The organism is Pseudomonas sp. P105, assembly GCF_032614175.1.
Taxonomy (GTDB): domain Bacteria; phylum Pseudomonadota; class Gammaproteobacteria; order Pseudomonadales; family Pseudomonadaceae; genus Aquipseudomonas; species Aquipseudomonas rhizophila.
Genome location: NZ_CP126693.1, coordinates 575,336 through 591,377 on the forward strand (window position 1 = coordinate 575,336; position 16,042 = coordinate 591,377).

The following is a 16,042-nucleotide window of genomic DNA, read 5'->3' on the forward strand; positions in this document are numbered from 1 at the left end:
TCGACGGATCATAGGAGGCGACAACACGGGCAAATCCCCCCCAATCACCGCAATCTCCCTGTAAACTCCGCCCTTTGCCCAACACCCAGGGAGTCGGCAATGTCGGGTTCGATCCTTTACATCCACGGCTTCAACAGCGCCCCAGCGTCGACCAAGGCCAGTCAGTTGATCGAAGTAATGGCACGCCTCGGCCTCAGCGACCAGCTGCTGGTGCCAGCCTTGCACCACCACCCCCGCCAGGCCATCGGTCAGCTGGAACAGGCGATTGCACAACTGGGCCGCCCACTGCTGGTCGGCAGCTCGCTCGGCGGCTACTATGCGACTCACTTGGCCGAGCGCCACGGGCTCAAGGCCCTGCTGGTCAACCCTGCGGTCAGCCCCCATCGGATGTTCGACGGTTACCTGGGCACGCAGAAGAATTTGTACACCGATGAAACCTGGGAATTGACCCACGACCACGTCACGGCCCTGGCCGAACTGGAAGTGCCGGCGCCCCAGGATCCGCAGCGGTATCAGGTATGGTTGCAAACCGGTGACGAAACGCTGGATTATCGCCACGCCCAGCAGTATTACCGCGCCTGTGCCTTGCGCATCCAGGCCGGCGGCGACCACAGTTTTCAAGGGTTTGCCCAGCAGTTGCCGGCACTGTTGAGTTTTGCCGGCATTGGCGCCGATTTGTACCAGGCGATCGACTTCACGTCGCTGTGAGCCATCGCCTCTTTTTCATTGAACACTGACGACGAGACCCCATGGCCACTCCCAGCGCTAGCTCTTATAACGCAGACGCCATCGAAGTCCTCTCGGGCCTCGACCCGGTGCGCAAGCGCCCCGGCATGTACACCGACACCAGTCGGCCGAACCACCTTGCCCAGGAAGTCATCGACAACAGTGTCGACGAAGCCTTGGCCGGGCACGCCCGTTCGGTGCAGGTCATCCTGCACGCCGATCACTCGCTGGAAGTCAGCGACGACGGTCGCGGCATGCCGGTGGACATTCACCCTGAAGAGGGCGTGTCCGGCGTCGAGTTGATCCTCACCAAGCTCCACGCGGGTGGCAAGTTTTCCAACAAGAACTACCAGTTCTCCGGCGGTTTGCACGGGGTGGGTATTTCCGTGGTCAACGCCTTGTCGACCCTGGTCCGCGTGCGGGTCAAGCGTGACGGCAACGAGTACCAGATGACGTTCGCCGATGGCTACAAGGCCACCGAACTGGAAGTGGTCGGCACAGTCGGCAAGCGCAACACCGGGACCAGCGTGTATTTTGCGCCAGACCCGAAGTATTTCGATTCGCCTAAATTCTCCGTCACCCGCCTCAAGCACGTGCTCAAGGCCAAGGCCGTGTTGTGTCCGGGGCTGCTGGTCAGTTTCGAGGACAAGGCCACCGGCGAGAAAGTCGAGTGGCATTACGAGGACGGCCTGCGTTCTTACCTGGTGGACGCGGTCAACGGTTTCGAACGCCTGCCGGACGAGCCATTCTGCGGCAGCCTGGCCGGGAACAAGGAAGCAGTGGACTGGGCGCTGTTGTGGCTGCCCGAAGGTGGCGAAAGCGTCCAGGAGAGCTACGTCAACCTGATCCCCACCGCTCAGGGCGGCACCCACGTGAACGGGTTGCGCCAGGGTTTGCTCGATGCCATGCGCGAGTTCTGCGAGTTCCGCAACCTGCTGCCCCGTGGCGTGAAGCTGGCGCCGGAAGACGTATGGGAGCGCATTGCCTTCGTATTGTCGATGAAGATGCAGGAGCCGCAATTCTCCGGCCAGACCAAAGAGCGCCTGTCGTCCCGCGAAGCAGCGGCGTTTGTTTCCGGGGTGGTCAAGGATGCGTTCAGCCTGTGGCTCAACGCTAACCCGGAAACCGGCTTGGCCCTGGCAGAACTGGCGATCAACAACGCCGGCCGGCGCCTCAAGGCCAGCAAGAAGGTCGAGCGCAAGCGCATCACCCAGGGGCCGGCGTTGCCCGGCAAGCTCGCTGACTGTGCCGGGCAGGACCCGATGCGTTCCGAGCTGTTTTTGGTGGAAGGTGATTCCGCCGGCGGTTCGGCCAAGCAGGCGCGGGACAAAGAGTTCCAGGCGATCCTGCCGTTGCGCGGCAAGATCCTCAACACCTGGGAAGTGGACGGCAGCGAAGTGCTGGCCAGCCAGGAAGTGCATAACATTGCCGTGGCCATCGGTGTCGATCCGGGCGCCGCGGACATGAGCCAACTGCGTTACGGCAAGATCTGCATCCTCGCCGACGCCGACTCCGACGGTCTGCACATCGCCACGTTGCTCTGCGCGTTGTTCGTCCAGCATTTCCGCCCGCTGGTGGACGCCGGTCACGTCTACGTGGCGATGCCGCCGCTGTACCGTATCGACCTGGGCAAAGAGATTTACTACGCCCTGGACGAAGCCGAGCGCGATGGCATTCTTGATCGTTTGGTGGCCGAAAAGAAACGCGGCAAACCGCAGGTCACCCGATTCAAGGGCCTTGGCGAGATGAACCCGCCGCAACTGCGCGAAACCACCATGGATCCGAACACGCGCCGCCTGGTGCAGTTGACCCTGGATGATTTCGAAGCGACCTCGGAAATGATGGACATGCTGCTGGCGAAAAAACGCGCTGGCGATCGCAAGTCCTGGCTCGAATCCAAAGGGGACCTGGCCGAGGTGCTGGCCTGATGCGCAACGGTTTCGCCCTGGCGTTGTTGCTGTGGGCGGGGGTGGTGGTCGCAGGTCCTGCACCGCAGTTGAAGTTGCTGTCCGAGCATGCCGTCGAGGATTTGCGTGGCGGTAACTTGTCCGGGCTGGCCGTGTGCGGGGGTGAAATGTGGACGGTGTCGGATCGCGATGACGATCGGATCTACCGCCTCAAGTCTTCTGATGCGCCGGTCTGGCAGGCAGAAGCCGTTGAAATCGAGGTGCCGCCGGTGCCGGACAGCGGTTTGCCGTGGGGTTTGAAATCGCGGACCTGGGCGGCGTCGTACCTGCGCGGTGGCGAGCTGGATTTCGAAGGCATCAGTTGTGACAGTGCCGGCAATCGCTACGTGGTCAGTGAATCCCATGCAGCGGTGTTGCAGGTGTCGCCGACGGGCGCCGCGTCCTGGTTGAAAATCGGACCGGCGATGATCCGCCAAGCGCGGGCCAGCGGCATGTTGCTGCATTTCAATGCGTTGTTTGAAGGCTTGGCGATCAATCCGGCCGGTGATCAGCTATGGCTGGCCGCTGAGCGGGAGCGTCGCGGGTTGTTGCTGATCAAGCGTCAGCAAGCGGTGTGGGAGTGTGATGGCAACTGCGTGTTGCTCAGTGAAGCGGGGAAGCAGATGCAACCTGAGCAGTTTCTCAATGCCCGGGCGGTATCACGGGATTTCGCCGATCTGTCACTGTTCGACGGCAAGCTGTTTACCCTGGAGCGCAACGCTTATCAGATCTGCCGGCGTGACTCGCAAACCGCTCAAGTGGAGCGTTGCTGGTCGTTCGCCGCCGAGGCGTTGCAGGAAAACCGTCGTTATTCACAGAACTACGGCTTGGCCGAAGCGCTGGTGGTGGATGCCGAGGGCGCCTGGGTTGGTCTGGATAACAACGACGGGGCACGGGCCGACGGTGAACGGCGGCCGATCATCTGGCGCTTTGCCGCGCCGGACGGTGGTTGGGGCGCCACGCCATGAGCCAGCAACCGCCGGGCAAGCGCGCCGGCCGGGTGTTGATGATACTGGCCTGGTGCGCGGCGCTGTTTCTGGCGACGCGGTTTTTTGCCCAGTGGGAGCAGCGTGCGCAGAATCCCAATACCGAGGTGTATTCGCAAAAGGGTGAAGGTTTTATCGAGGTGAAGCTGGTCAGCAATAAACAGGGGCATTTTGTCGCCAGCGGCCAGATCAACGGCCAACCGGTGGACTTCATGCTCGACACCGGCGCCACGGACGTGGCGATCCCGCAGGAGCTGGCCGCGCGCCTCAAGCTGGAAAAAGGTTTCGGTGTGACGTTGAGCACCGCCAACGGTTTGAGCGAGGGTTATCGCACCCGTATCGACCGTTTGCAATTGGGTGACATCGTATTGCGCGATGTCCGTGCCCTGGTGGCGCCAGGCCTGGGCGGCACGCAAGTGCTGCTGGGCATGAGCGCCCTGAACAAACTTGAATTTACCCAGCGCGGCGGCACCATGTTGCTGCGCCAGACAACGAACTGATGAGGCCCGCATGAGCGACATTCTTGCAGACAGCTTAGACGGCGTAGAGCGCCGGTCGCTGGCTGACTTCACCGAAAATGCCTACCTCAATTACTCCATGTACGTGATCATGGACCGCGCCTTGCCGCACATCGGCGACGGTCTGAAGCCGGTTCAGCGGCGGATCATCTACGCCATGAGTGAGCTGGGGCTGGATGCCGATTCCAAGCACAAGAAGTCGGCGCGTACCGTCGGTGATGTGCTCGGTAAGTTCCATCCCCACGGTGACTCGGCCTGCTACGAAGCCATGGTGCTGATGGCCCAGCCGTTCAGCTACCGCTACACCCTGGTGGACGGCCAGGGGAACTGGGGTGCGCCAGACGATCCCAAGTCTTTCGCTGCCATGCGTTACACCGAGGCGCGGCTGTCGCGTTATTCCGAGGTGCTGCTCAGCGAGCTGGGCCAAGGCACCGCAGACTGGGGGCCTAACTTCGACGGTACTCTCGATGAACCTCTGGTGTTGCCAGCGCGTTTGCCGAACATCCTGCTCAATGGCACCACCGGTATCGCCGTGGGCATGGCCACCGATGTGCCGCCCCACAACCTGCGGGAAGTGGCCACCGCGTGCGTGCGCTTGCTGGACGAGCCCAAAGCCACGGTGGAGCAGCTCTGCGAACACATTCAGGGCCCGGACTACCCGACCGAAGCGGAAATCATCACGCCGCGCGCCGACTTGCTGAAGATCTACGAAACCGGTCGCGGTTCGGTGCGTATGCGCGCGGTGTACCACATCGAAGATGGCGACATCATCGTCACCGCCCTGCCGCACCAGGTTTCCGGGGCCAAGGTGCTGGAACAGATTGCCGCGATGATGCAGGCAAAGCCGTCGAAAGCACCGCAAGTCGCTGACCTTCGCGACGAATCCGACCACGAGAACCCCTGCCGGATCGTGATTATTCCGGTCAACAGTCGGGTTGATCATGACGCGCTGATGCAGCACCTGTTTGCCAGTACCGATCTTGAGTCCAGCTACCGGGTCAACATCAACATCATCGGTCTGGACGGCAAGCCACAGCTGAAAAACCTGCGGGCGCTGCTGGTGGAATGGCTGGAGTTCCGGGTCAAGACCGTGCGCCGGCGCCTGCAATTTCGCCTGGACAAGGTCGAACGTCGCCTGCACCTGTTGGACGGTTTGCTGATTGCCTACCTCAACCTGGATGAAGTTATTCATATCATCCGTACCGAGGAGCACCCCAAGGCCAGCCTGATCGAGCGTTTCGCCTTGAGCGAAATCCAGGCCGACTACATTCTCGATACCCGCCTGCGGCAACTGGCGCGGCTGGAAGAGATGAAGCTGCGGGCCGAGCAGGATGAACTGCTCAAGGAGCAGGCCAAGCTGCAAGCCTTGCTGGGCAGCGAAGCCAAGCTCAAGAAGCTGGTGCGCACCGAACTGCTCAAGGACGCCGAAACCTACGGCGACGACCGTCGCTCGCCTATCGTCGAGCGCGCCGAAGCCAAGGCGCTGAGTGAGCACGATCTGCTGCCGAACGAGAAAGTGACTGTCGTGCTGTCAGAAAAAGGCTGGGTGCGCTCTGCCAAAGGTCATGATATTGACGCGACGGGGCTTTCCTACAAGGCCGGGGATGGTTTCAAGGCGCTGGCGGCCGGGCGTTCCAACCAGTTTGCGGTGTTCGTCGACTCCACCGGACGCAGTTATTCGGTGCCGGCGCATACCCTGCCATCGGCTCGCGGACAGGGCGAGCCACTGACCGGTCGATTAACTCCTCCACCGGGTGCAACTTTTGAATGCGTGCTGATGCCTGATGATGACGGGCTGTACGTTATTGCGTCGGACGCCGGCTACGGGTTTGTCGTCAAGGGTGAGGACCTGCAAGCCAAGAACAAGGCGGGCAAGGCGTTGTTGAGCCTGCCGAATAACGCCAAGGTCATAGCGCCGCGACCTGTGTCCGATCGTGAGAACAACTGGCTGGCTTCGGTGACGACCGAAGGTCGGTTGCTGGTCTTCAAAATCAGTGACTTGCCACAGTTGGGTAAAGGTAAAGGCAACAAGATCATCGGTATTTCCGGCGAACGGGTGGCAAGTCGTGAGGAATATGTCACGGATATTGCAGTGTTGCCGGAAGGCGCCACGCTTGTGCTGCAGGCTGGAAAGCGTACGCTTTCGTTGAAGGCAGACGATCTTGAACACTACAAAGGTGAACGCGGTCGGCGGGGCAACAAGCTTCCGAGAGGGTTTCAGCGGGTCGATGCACTGCTCGTCGAAAACCTCAATTAAGCGTGCTAGAGCGCTCGGTCTGCGATTAAAAGCCGCAGATCGGCACTTTCGCGCTGGAGTCGGAGCGCATATTCACGGATGATAGGCCCTTTCAAGCGCCGGCGTGGCCGAGCGTTCTTCATATTGACCGAGTATTTTTTCACTGTGGTAAGCCTTGTGGCCGCCACCTGGACGGGACGATGACTGCTCTGCGCCTTCCTATTTTGTGGCTCGCCGGCCTGCTTGGCCTGGCGGGCTGTAGCGTCAATCAGCCAGTGTCGCTGTATCAACTCGACAGCGGAAACCCGGCCCAGCCTGCACAAAGCGCAGGCATGGCGGTATTACTGGGCCCGGTATTGATTGCCGATTACCTGCAACGTGAAACCCTATTGCAACGCCAACCGGACGGCAGCCTGCAGGCTGCCACCGACGGTCGTTGGGCCGGCAGCCTGTCGTCGGACATTGACCAGCTGTTGCTGCGTCAGGTCGCCGGGCATCTGGACAGCCAGCGCGTAGTACTCGCGCCGGCCACCCAGGGCTTTACCCCGGATGTTCAGGTCTTGCTGTCGATTACCCGGCTGGATTCGGGCGAATCGCAACCGGCGGTACTGGATGCCCAGTGGCGCCTGATCGATCGTCGCGGAAAGGTTCGCGAGAACCGGATCATTCATCTGCAGGAGCAACATGCCGGCGGTACCGCGGCGCAGGTCCAGGCTCAGGGCGTGCTGCTGCAACGTCTGGCCGAGCAACTGTCCGTGGCGCTCAAGCCTTTGGCCAACCAGCCGCCTGTCGCAGAGGTGCCGCGCAAATCTGCTCCTGCAGCGACCAAAAAGGTCGAGAAGGAAAAGGACAAGATTCCAATGGCCTTGCCGATCCGTACGGACATGGAAGTGTTCAGGTTCTGATGGTTGAACTGGATGCAAAACAAAGCCCGCGTTGATGCGGGCTTTGTTGTTTCTGTGGGGTGCAGTCTCGGGTGTCTATGCCGGCCTCATCGCGAGCAGGCTCGCTCCCACACTGGATCTGTGGCTGGCAGAGGTCCCTGTGGGAGCGAGTTTGCTCGCGATGAGGTAGGCGAAGGCCACAAAAAAGCCCGCAGACAATCACTCATCTGCGGGCTTCGTCATTTCAGGTGTTGAGGCTCAGGCCTGACGCTCATGCATCCGCGCCAGTTGTCGCTCCAGCATCGACGGATAAGGCTCCATCAGTCGCTCGACGCAGCATGCGCCTTCCGGGCTGGCGATAGGGCGGATGCGGGCGCGCTGGCGGATCAGGGCGTCGTCGTTGATCTTGCGCTCCACCAGCAGCAAGTTGCGGCTGTGCTGCGACAGGGCCAGGGCGTCCTGGGCGGTTTCGGTCAGCAGCAGGTCTATCTGGCTCAGGCCGAACAGCCCGTCACCCAAGGTCAGGCCCAACTGCAATTGCAGGGTGATGCCGCTGTCGGCGACTTCGATCTGCAACTGGTGGCCCAGGGCTCGGAGCAACTCACCGCAGCAAATGGCGTTGGTGAGGTAGTCATCACCGCTGTCCTCGGTGTGGAACAGCATCAGCGTGCTGCCATCGTTCAGGGTGTGCAGTTGGCCCTGATACAGCGATGCGGCTTGGTCGAGGCAGTCGCGGTAACGCTCAAGCAGTTCCTTCAGGCGCGCCTGGGGCAGCCGGCGCAGTTGGTCCTGGGCGCCCAGTTGCACGGCCAGCACGGCACTGTGTTGGGGCAGGTCCGAGGCGACGGGTCTGGCGACCGATTGCGGCTCATCGGCGATTGAGTCGTCACGCAGGTCGGCGAAAGCATCGTCGTCTTCATCGTCCTCTACCGTGCGGACCACGCGGCGTGGCCCGGGCCTGGAGGCGGGTAGAGGTTGGCTTTCATCGAAGTCCGGGTCCCGCAGGTTACGCACTTCGAAACTTGGTTCGGCTTCGTCGTCGTCACTGTAGTCGATGTCTTCAGGCTCCGGCACGGGGGCAGGTTCCGGGGCGAAGCTGGCGTGCAGTTGCCGAGCCAGATCGCCAATTTCGTCCTGGCGCTGGGTCGCTGGGGTGTGCTCGTCGATATCCCGCAGCCAGACCCGCAGTTGCAGCAATGGCGTAGAGATGTGCCGTCCCAGGCGCAAGCTCAAGGCCAGCGCCAGCGCGAGCAATATTGCGCTGAGGATGCCCATGCTTTGCAGGCTGATGGTCATTGGCTGCTGGAACTGATCCATGTCCAGGCTGATGCGCAGTTGCCCGGCGGTCACGTCCTGGAAAGTGATCCTGCTCTGGTACATGCCGCCGGATTCGCCCAGCAGGCCCGGCTTGGGACGCTGGCCGGCTTCGGCGAGGATGCGGTTGTCCACGCTATAAATGGCGGCGTGGGCCACCAGTTTGTTTTTGGTGAGGTTGTTGAGCAGCACGTTGAGGCTGAGGATGTCGTTGGACACCAGTAGCTCGGTGGCGGACGTGGCGGTCTGCGTGGTCAGGCTCTCGCCCAGGGCATCGGCCTGCTCGTGCATTGCCTGCTTGAACTGCAGGCCCATCACGCAGGCATAGATCACCAGGGCCAGGGCGACCAGGATCACGTTATGGCTGGCAATGCGCAATGCAATCGGCACGCGACGGTGGCGCAGTGCACGGAAGATCAGCAGAAAGAAATTGTCGGTTTTGACTGGCGTGGGCCGGTTCACTGAGCTCGGCTCTTTGTCCGTGAAATTGACGCGCAGTATAGCGACAGGCCCATGACCGGCAAAGCACCGACGGTGCCCGATGGTCACTGAAAGTGGGTAGAATGCGGTTTTTTTCCACCTGCGGGGGTGCGCCTTGCGCGAAATCGTCCTGATAAACATCACTGGCAGTGACCGTCCGGGTCTGACTGCGGCCATTACCGGCGTTCTGGCCCAGGGTGGTGTGAACATTCTCGACATTGGTCAGGCGGTGATTCACGACACACTGTCGTTCGGCATCCTGGTTGAAATTCCGGACGCCGAGCAAAGCAAGTCGGTGCTCAAGGACATCCTGTTCACCGCCTACAAACTCGACCAACAGGTGCGTTTCACCCCGGTGTCCGAAGCCGATTACCAGCATTGGGTCAATGGCCAGGGCAAGAAGCGGCACATCGTGACTCTGTTGACCCGCAAGGTTACCGCCGAGCAATTGCAGCGGGTCAGTTCGATCACTGCCAAATACGACCTGAACATCGACCACATCGACCGTTTGTCCGGGCGCATGCCGCTGGATACGCCGGATGACAAGGGCAAGGGCTGCATCGAGTTCTCCGTGCGCGGCGAGCCGGCCGATCCCCAGGCGCTGCGTGCCGAGTTCCTCAGCGTGGCCCAGGAGTTGAATGTCGACATCGCGTTCCAGGAAGACTCACTGTTCCGCCGCAACCGCCGCCTGGCGGTGTTTGACATGGATTCGACGCTGATTGAAGCCGAAGTCATCGACGAACTGGCCAAGGCCGCCGGCGTGGGCGACAAGGTGTCGGCCATCACTGAGCGAGCCATGGCCGGCGAGTTGGATTTTCGCGCCAGCTTCAAGGAGCGCCTGGCGCTACTCAAGGGGCTGGACGTCAGCGTGCTGGACGCCATCGGCGCTTCCTTGCGCCTGACCGAGGGCGCCGAAACCCTGTTCGCCGAACTCAAGCGTCTGGGCTACAAGACCGCGATCCTGTCGGGTGGCTTCACCTACTTCGCCAAGCAGTTGCAGGCCAAACTCGGCATCGACTACGTGTTCGCCAATGAACTGGAAGTCGTGGATGGCAAGGTCACGGGCGTGGCTGTCGAACCGATCGTCGATGCCCAGCGCAAGGCGGATCTGTTGCGCGAACTGGCCGAGAAGGAAGGCCTGCGCCTGGAACAGACCATCGCCGTCGGCGACGGCGCCAATGACCTGCCAATGCTGGCGATCGCCGGTCTGGGCGTGGCGTTCCGCGCCAAGCCGCTGGTCAAGCAGTCGGCCCGGCAGGCGATCTCCACCCTCGGGTTGGATGGGGTGTTGTATCTGCTGGGCTTCAGGGATCGCGACGGGCAGCTCTGACTCAATCTCCTGTGGCAAGGGGATTTATCTGTGGGAGCAAGTTTTGCTCCCACAGAGAGCTCTCTCTTCACAAAGGGTTATGTATTGGCGGTCTAAAGCGACTTCCACAACGAATCAAAATCCCCTTCATTGTCGTGGCCATCTCCGGTGGTCGCTGAGTCCTCCTGTCGATAAGCAAACTGGTTGAAGCTGTGCGTGCTGGTCACCCGTCGGTCCAGGCTGGCGCGGCGTTCCTGGCCGTTGGTGTTGATCAGCACTTGCTGGCCTTCCTGGAAAGGCAGACGGGGCGCGATCATGGTGGGAGGCAGGTCAATGGCGCTGATCTCAGGCAGCAGCAGCCCTCGCAGGTAGTGACCATGCTCATCCTTCTCTCGTACCAGTTGCAGCCCGCAAGGCTGGGCATGAGGCGCGACCAGCTCGATACCCATTTGCATGGCGCCATTGCGCACTTGCCTGATCCAGCGCACCACGGCGATGCTCCAGGCTTGATCGTTAGTGTCGCGAATGCCGACCATTTCCCCGGCCTGCAGTTGCTCAGGCACCTCCTTCGGCCAGCCGAGGCAGTAACCTCCGGGGCTGTGATTGATGATGGGCAGGTCGTAGGTCGCGAAGTGGTGCTGGTTGTCGGAGCTGGCGCCGTCGTCATCGGCCGGATTGACCGGGTACTCGATTTCTTCATAGGGCAACAGATCACTGTCACCGGTCGCAGCTGCGTCGAAAGCCTGGCTCCAGGTGTCGTTGGTCTTGGTCGGTGTGGCCTCGAACCGGGCCTTGCGCGTTGCAGAGTCCTTCAGGATTTCGCTGAAAGAGCGCTCGCCGCCCAGGTAATAGTGCAAAGCGCTCATGCCCACGCAGAGCGTCAGCGTGCCGTTGCCCTCCGTGCGCTGGAAGCTGCGTTCGACCGCTTCGCCCCAGGCCGCTTGCAGGTGATGCAAGGTGTCGGCGTTCATTGCGCCAGGCACGGGCAAGGTGTGATCGTCGGGTTGTTCCAGATGAGTGGCAATGGCGCGCACCAGCGGCTGCGGATCGAAACCCAGCAGGCTGGGCTGTTGCTCGGCCCTGAACTTGGAGCGATAGCGCGGTCCGATATCCAGTTGCGGTGCAACGGCGAACAGGCTCGTGGCGGTGGTGGCCGGGTCCAGCGTGACCTTCTGACTCCAGGATTCGAGCACCTCGACGAGTCGCGCAATCTGGCCCTGGCGCAGTTGATTGCTGCGTGAGGTGCCCAGCAGCAGGGCGACCACGTAGGTTTGCTCAACATTCAACTGATGCACCTGGCTGGCCAGTTCATCGCTGACGCTGAGGTGTTGCAGCCGATGGTGGCAGGCGATTCGGTACAACTGATGCAAATCGAGCCACAGCCCTTCGGGTACCGGGCTATACAACTGGCTGATACGCAGCAGTGTGCCGTCCAGCGCATGCATCGCGCGTTGCAGCGCGGTGCTCAGCAGCCGGGCGCGGTCCTTGGAGTATTTCGGCGAGATGCGCGCGACGATCTGTTTGTAACCCATGGCCAATTGGGTTTGCAGGGCCTGGCACAGGTTGACGATCTTGCGCGAGCGCTCATCCAGAACGATGGCCTGTTGCAAAAAATGCCGCTCCAGGTGTTTGCAGACGTAATACACCTCGGGCCGCAACAATTCGAGCAGTTGCAGGCGATTCTCGCTGGGGGTGAGCAGTTGGTTGAGTTCGCCGATGGCCTGGTACAACAGGCGTGCGGTTTCGCCGATATTGGCCTTGGGCAGGTTGGCGATCCAGCGCTTGAGGTCGCGCGGCGTGGCGTCGCAGAACGACAGGCGCGACTGGGTCGGTGTCAGAACGCGCGAAAGCTGGAGAGGGCTGGTCTCATTCATGCCGTGGATGGGCTCCGTCGGGAAATGAAAGGGATGTTCCCAACTCTAGCAGCTGTGGCCGAAAGAGCGTGTGGTATCGACGTTCGTTGGGCGCTCATTGCTCGAGGTGCAATCGAAGAGCGGTTGCGCTTCTTCAGCCCCCTTTTTTCGTCTGGTTTTGCAGGCGACCCATTGATTGAGGATCGTACCGCTTCATTTCACCTACGCTCTTAGTGATGTACATGTGGTTGGACGGTACGCTCTTGTTGACGAAAGCACCGGCGCCAATAATGACATTGTCACCCAGCTCGAGATCATCAGAAATAATGCACGCGTGTGCGTGAACCCTTACTCCATCGCCAATGCGCAATGCCGCGAATTCGCGTTGTCCCTTAATGCCAAGTGTGCAGTTTTGCCAGATCCTGAAGTCTTTCCCGATAATGGCATGGGAGGTTATGACTATTCCGTTCGGGTGGGCAATCCAAAGTCCTTCCCCGATGCTGGCTCCCAGCATGATCTCGACGTTGAATTGGCGGCTTATTCGTTCGTTGAGCAGCTTGCCGCGTCGTCTCCAGAATTTACTGTCTTGCTGATGCATGGCATAGGCCAGGCGAAACCAGAACAAATAACGGTATCTGTTGATCTTATGGCACTTCAGGAAAAGCCGTCTCCATTTGAACGGTTTATCCAGGCCACCCAGAATTTCGATGTGCCAGTAACGCTTGGCTGACCGGAAAATATCAATGAGCATGAGCCGCCTCTTTGTGCGGGACAACTGGACGGGTTGTTTGGGAGAGAATTATTCCGATAGGTAACCAGAAGACAATCCAATAGACACCCGGTCTGTTGAATACGGTGTGATAGTCAAACAGGGCGGCGGTAATACCAAATAAGAATAGAGGCAGACCAATCGAACCCATGGGAAGCCTCCAGGCTCTCTTGTCCAGAGAGTATTTGAAGGCGTAAAAAATGGTTAGGAGCATCAGTGCAGCGCCCATGATCCCAAATTCATAAAAGAACTGAAGGAGCAAGTTGTGTGCTTGGTTGAAACATACTGTCCCGGCAATGCAGAAGTCAAAATCACGACCTGCTCCCGCGCCGAATATCCAGAAATCTCCAAAGCGGCTCAGCCAGCCGGCCCATATATCATCCCGCAGGCTGAAGCCACGGCCTTGCTGCTGAATCAGTATGGGCCATAACCATGCCGCGAGAACGATAAAAAATATACCTGCCAGGTACAACCATTTTCTTGATCTGTAATTATGGTGGAAAAGAATGGTGGTGCAGGCGGCCATGCCGTATCCAAGCCAGACAGCTCTGGAGAGGGTGCAAAACAGATACATCGATAAGCCCAGTATGCACACCGAGAATAGAACTCTGGACCACAAACCGAAGGTTTTGGTCAGCAGTAGGTGAAAACCGTAGATACCAAAAAAACCAAAGTAAAGAGCGGCAATGATGGGGTTCTTGAAATTCGCGTAATCGCCATAACCCAGGCTAAATATTCGCTTGCCACTGAACAGGATGTTCTGCCCGTGTTGCACGGAGTGGATCAGCAAGCCAGCAATGGCAAAGAGTCCCGCCACTACAAAGGTAAGGGTGAGGCATTTTTCAAGTAGTCCCTCCCTGTTCAATATATGGATTGCACCCAAGTACAGGGTAATATACAACACGGTTTTGAATTGTATAAAAGCAGGTGTCGCTGCGTTGGGGTTCAGCAATGCCATTAGCATAGAAAAGGCAAGCAGTAGAAGAATGGGTCGATATCGTTTTTGGGTAAGGCTTCTGCGCAGGTCTGTGTCGCCACTACATAAAATCAACGCAGGCAGGAAAAGACCAAGATTGGATATGGTCGTGTAAGTACTGCCGTCAACGATGAAGAGTAACCCGGTTAGGTGTGTAGTGAATCCGATCGTTAAAATGAACAATGTGTATCTTAAAACAGCCGAACTCTTCATGCCTGTTTTCCAGGGGTAATAGATAATAGCTTCGTCAGATTCTTTCGGAGCAGTGGAAGTCTCGCTTGAGAGATGGCGGCTCAATCCAGTCGAGCCGCCTCCCTTTAATCAAGCTGAGGCAGTGCCAGCCCCTGGCCCATCTGCACCGGCGAACCGGCCACCAGGTCTTCGACCCATTGCACCTGATTCGGGCCGAACAGCACGATGGCGGTCGATCCCAGTTTGAAGCGGCCCAGCTCGGCGCCTTTCTCCAGGTGGATCGGCGCCCGGGCGGCTTCGTCGTAACGGAAGGTTTTCAGTTCGCGCTTGGGTGGCGTCACCAGGCCGGCCCAGACGGTTTCGATGGACGCAACGATCATCGCGCCCACCAGCACCACGGCCATCGGCCCGCGCTCGGTGTCGAAAATGCACGCCACGCGCTCGTTACGGGCGAACAGTTCCGGAACGTTTTCGGCGGTGGTCTGGTTCACCGAGAAAATCCGTCCCGGGATGTAGACCATTTCCCGCAGGGTGCCGGCCAGTGGCATGTGCACGCGGTGATAGTCCTTGGGCGACAGGTAGATGGTGGCGAAATCGCCGCCCATGAACGGCGCTGCGTTGGCTGCATCGCCGCCCAGCAGTTCCAGCACGCTGAAGCTGTGGCCCTTGGCCTGGAATACCCGGCCGTGCTCGATGGGGCCGAGTTGGCTGACGGCACCGTCGGCGGGGCTGAGGATAGCCCCCGGTGTTGGGTCCAGCGGGCGGGCGCCTTCTTTCAGCGCTCGGGTGAAGAACGCATTGAAGTGTTCGTAGGCCGTGAGGTCTTCGACCAGTGCCTGGGACATGTCCACCTGATAGCGTTTGGCGAACCATTGGGTAAAGGCATTCTTGAACCAGCGCACGCGGCATTCGGCAATGCAGCCGGCCAGCCGAGACAGCAGGTGGTGGGGTAGCAGGTATTGGCTGAGGATGAACAAGCGGTTTTTCATTAACTGTCCTTAAGAACCTTCAGAGCTCGATGGGGGTATCAGGGTGGTTGCCCCATTCGCCCCAGGAGCCGGCATAGCCTTTGACTCGCGGATAACCGAGCGCCTTGGCCACCAGATAGGTGAAGCCAGAGCGGTGGTGGGTCTGGCAATGGGTGATGATTTCTTTGTCAGGCGTGATGCCCAACTGTTCGAGGATCTGCGGCATGTCGCTGCGGATGCGCAGGTTGCGTGCCTGATCCATGCCGGCGGTCCATTCGAAGTTGATCGCGCCGGGAATATGTCCGCCCCTGGCTGCGACGACTTTCTCGCCGGAATATTCCAGCGGCCCGCGTGCGTCCCAGATCGCCAGGTCAGCGGCACCGAGGCGGCTTTGCAGGTATTCGCGGGTGGCGGTGGGTCCATCGTGCAGGGTCAGGCTCACCGGGCCTGTGGCGGGCGGCGGCACTTCAGTGGACACCGGCAGGCCTTCGTCCAGCCACGACAGCAAACCACCGTCGAGGTAGTGGTAGTTCGAATGGCCGATCACATCCAGCAGCCAGATAAAGCGCCCGGCCCAGCCACCGCCTTCATCGTCATAGACCACGTAGACCGCATTCGGGTTGTGCCCCAGTTCGCCGAACAGCGCCTCGAGGTCGGCTTTTGCTGGCAACAGGCCTGGTGCCGGGGGCTGGCCCAGTTGGGTGCGCTTGGGGTCGACGAAGCGTGCGCCAGGGATGTGCCCGGTGCTATAGCGGGCGGCGCTGGTCAGGTCCACCAGAATCAGTTCGCGGGCGTCGAGGCGCGACAGCAGGTCGCTCGGCTCGATTACCAGCGGCAAGCCAGAGAAGTCAGGCATGTGAGGTCTCCAGGAGCGCAAAGGGAAAA

The 16,042-nt window shown here is 60.1% G+C and carries 13 protein-coding genes; 7 read left to right on the forward strand and 6 right to left on the reverse strand.

All coding sequences use genetic code 11. The annotated features are described in order from the left end of the window. Positions 1 to 99: 99 nt before the first annotated feature. The 6 genes from QOM08_RS02450 (at position 100) to QOM08_RS02475 (ending at position 7,317) form a co-directional block, all read left to right on the forward strand. On the forward strand, positions 100 to 708 hold the full coding sequence (locus tag QOM08_RS02450; protein ID WP_316912518.1) for a YqiA/YcfP family alpha/beta fold hydrolase: 609 nt from the start codon (positions 100 to 102) through the stop codon (positions 706 to 708). 41 nt (positions 709 to 749) lie between these two features. Beyond that, on the forward strand, positions 750 to 2,654 hold the full coding sequence (gene parE / locus QOM08_RS02455; RefSeq protein WP_047227288.1) for a DNA topoisomerase IV subunit B: 1,905 nt from the start codon (positions 750 to 752) through the stop codon (positions 2,652 to 2,654). Then, positions 2,654 to 3,640, forward strand: coding sequence for an esterase-like activity of phytase family protein (locus tag QOM08_RS02460; RefSeq protein ID WP_188252162.1), 987 nt, complete (start codon positions 2,654 to 2,656; stop codon positions 3,638 to 3,640). Before parE ends, QOM08_RS02460 begins: the two co-directional genes overlap by 1 nt. After that, complete coding sequence (locus tag QOM08_RS02465) at positions 3,637 to 4,158, forward strand: TIGR02281 family clan AA aspartic protease (protein ID WP_076382906.1); 522 nt, start codon at positions 3,637 to 3,639, stop codon at positions 4,156 to 4,158. Before QOM08_RS02460 ends, QOM08_RS02465 begins: the two co-directional genes overlap by 4 nt. Before the next feature lie 10 nt (positions 4,159 to 4,168). Continuing rightward, complete coding sequence (parC, locus tag QOM08_RS02470) at positions 4,169 to 6,433, forward strand: DNA topoisomerase IV subunit A (protein WP_047227291.1); 2,265 nt, start codon at positions 4,169 to 4,171, stop codon at positions 6,431 to 6,433. A gap of 179 nt (positions 6,434 to 6,612) precedes the next feature. Continuing rightward, on the forward strand, positions 6,613 to 7,317 hold the full coding sequence (locus tag QOM08_RS02475; RefSeq protein ID WP_047227292.1) for a membrane integrity-associated transporter subunit PqiC: 705 nt from the start codon (positions 6,613 to 6,615) through the stop codon (positions 7,315 to 7,317). 237 nt (positions 7,318 to 7,554) lie between these two features. Here QOM08_RS02475 and QOM08_RS02480 read toward each other — a convergent pair whose 3' ends face one another. Continuing rightward, entirely contained in the window at positions 7,555 to 9,072 is a 1,518-nt protein-coding gene (locus QOM08_RS02480; RefSeq protein ID WP_316912519.1) for an AhpA/YtjB family protein, read from the reverse strand. A gap of 133 nt (positions 9,073 to 9,205) precedes the next feature. Here QOM08_RS02480 and serB point away from each other — a divergent pair, with 133 nt between their 5' ends. Continuing rightward, positions 9,206 to 10,420, forward strand: coding sequence for a phosphoserine phosphatase SerB (gene serB / locus QOM08_RS02485; protein ID WP_316912520.1), 1,215 nt, complete (start codon positions 9,206 to 9,208; stop codon positions 10,418 to 10,420). Between the two features lie 92 nt (positions 10,421 to 10,512). On the opposite strand, the gene QOM08_RS02490 is transcribed toward serB, so the two are convergent. The 5 genes from QOM08_RS02490 to QOM08_RS02510 form a co-directional block, all read right to left on the reverse strand. Then, positions 10,513 to 12,273 (reverse strand): molecular chaperone, encoded by a 1,761-nt coding sequence (locus QOM08_RS02490; protein WP_316912521.1) that lies wholly within the window; start codon positions 12,271 to 12,273, stop codon positions 10,513 to 10,515. 133 nt (positions 12,274 to 12,406) lie between these two features. After that, complete coding sequence (locus QOM08_RS02495) at positions 12,407 to 13,003, reverse strand: serine acetyltransferase (RefSeq protein ID WP_139048569.1); 597 nt, start codon at positions 13,001 to 13,003, stop codon at positions 12,407 to 12,409. Next, complete coding sequence (locus QOM08_RS02500; RefSeq protein WP_316912522.1) at positions 12,993 to 14,210, reverse strand: O-antigen ligase family protein; 1,218 nt, start codon at positions 14,208 to 14,210, stop codon at positions 12,993 to 12,995. Before QOM08_RS02500 ends, QOM08_RS02495 begins: the two co-directional genes overlap by 11 nt. 104 nt (positions 14,211 to 14,314) lie before the next feature. Then, positions 14,315 to 15,178 carry an archaetidylserine decarboxylase gene (gene asd / locus QOM08_RS02505; protein ID WP_139048567.1) on the reverse strand — a complete coding sequence of 288 codons (864 nt, stop codon included), beginning with the start codon at positions 15,176 to 15,178 and terminating at the stop codon, positions 14,315 to 14,317. A 19-nt stretch (positions 15,179 to 15,197) separates the two neighbouring features. Next, a complete protein-coding gene (locus QOM08_RS02510; RefSeq protein ID WP_316912523.1) occupies positions 15,198 to 16,013 on the reverse strand; it encodes a rhodanese-like domain-containing protein in 816 nt (271 codons plus the stop codon). Between the last annotated feature and the right edge of the window lie 29 nt (positions 16,014 to 16,042).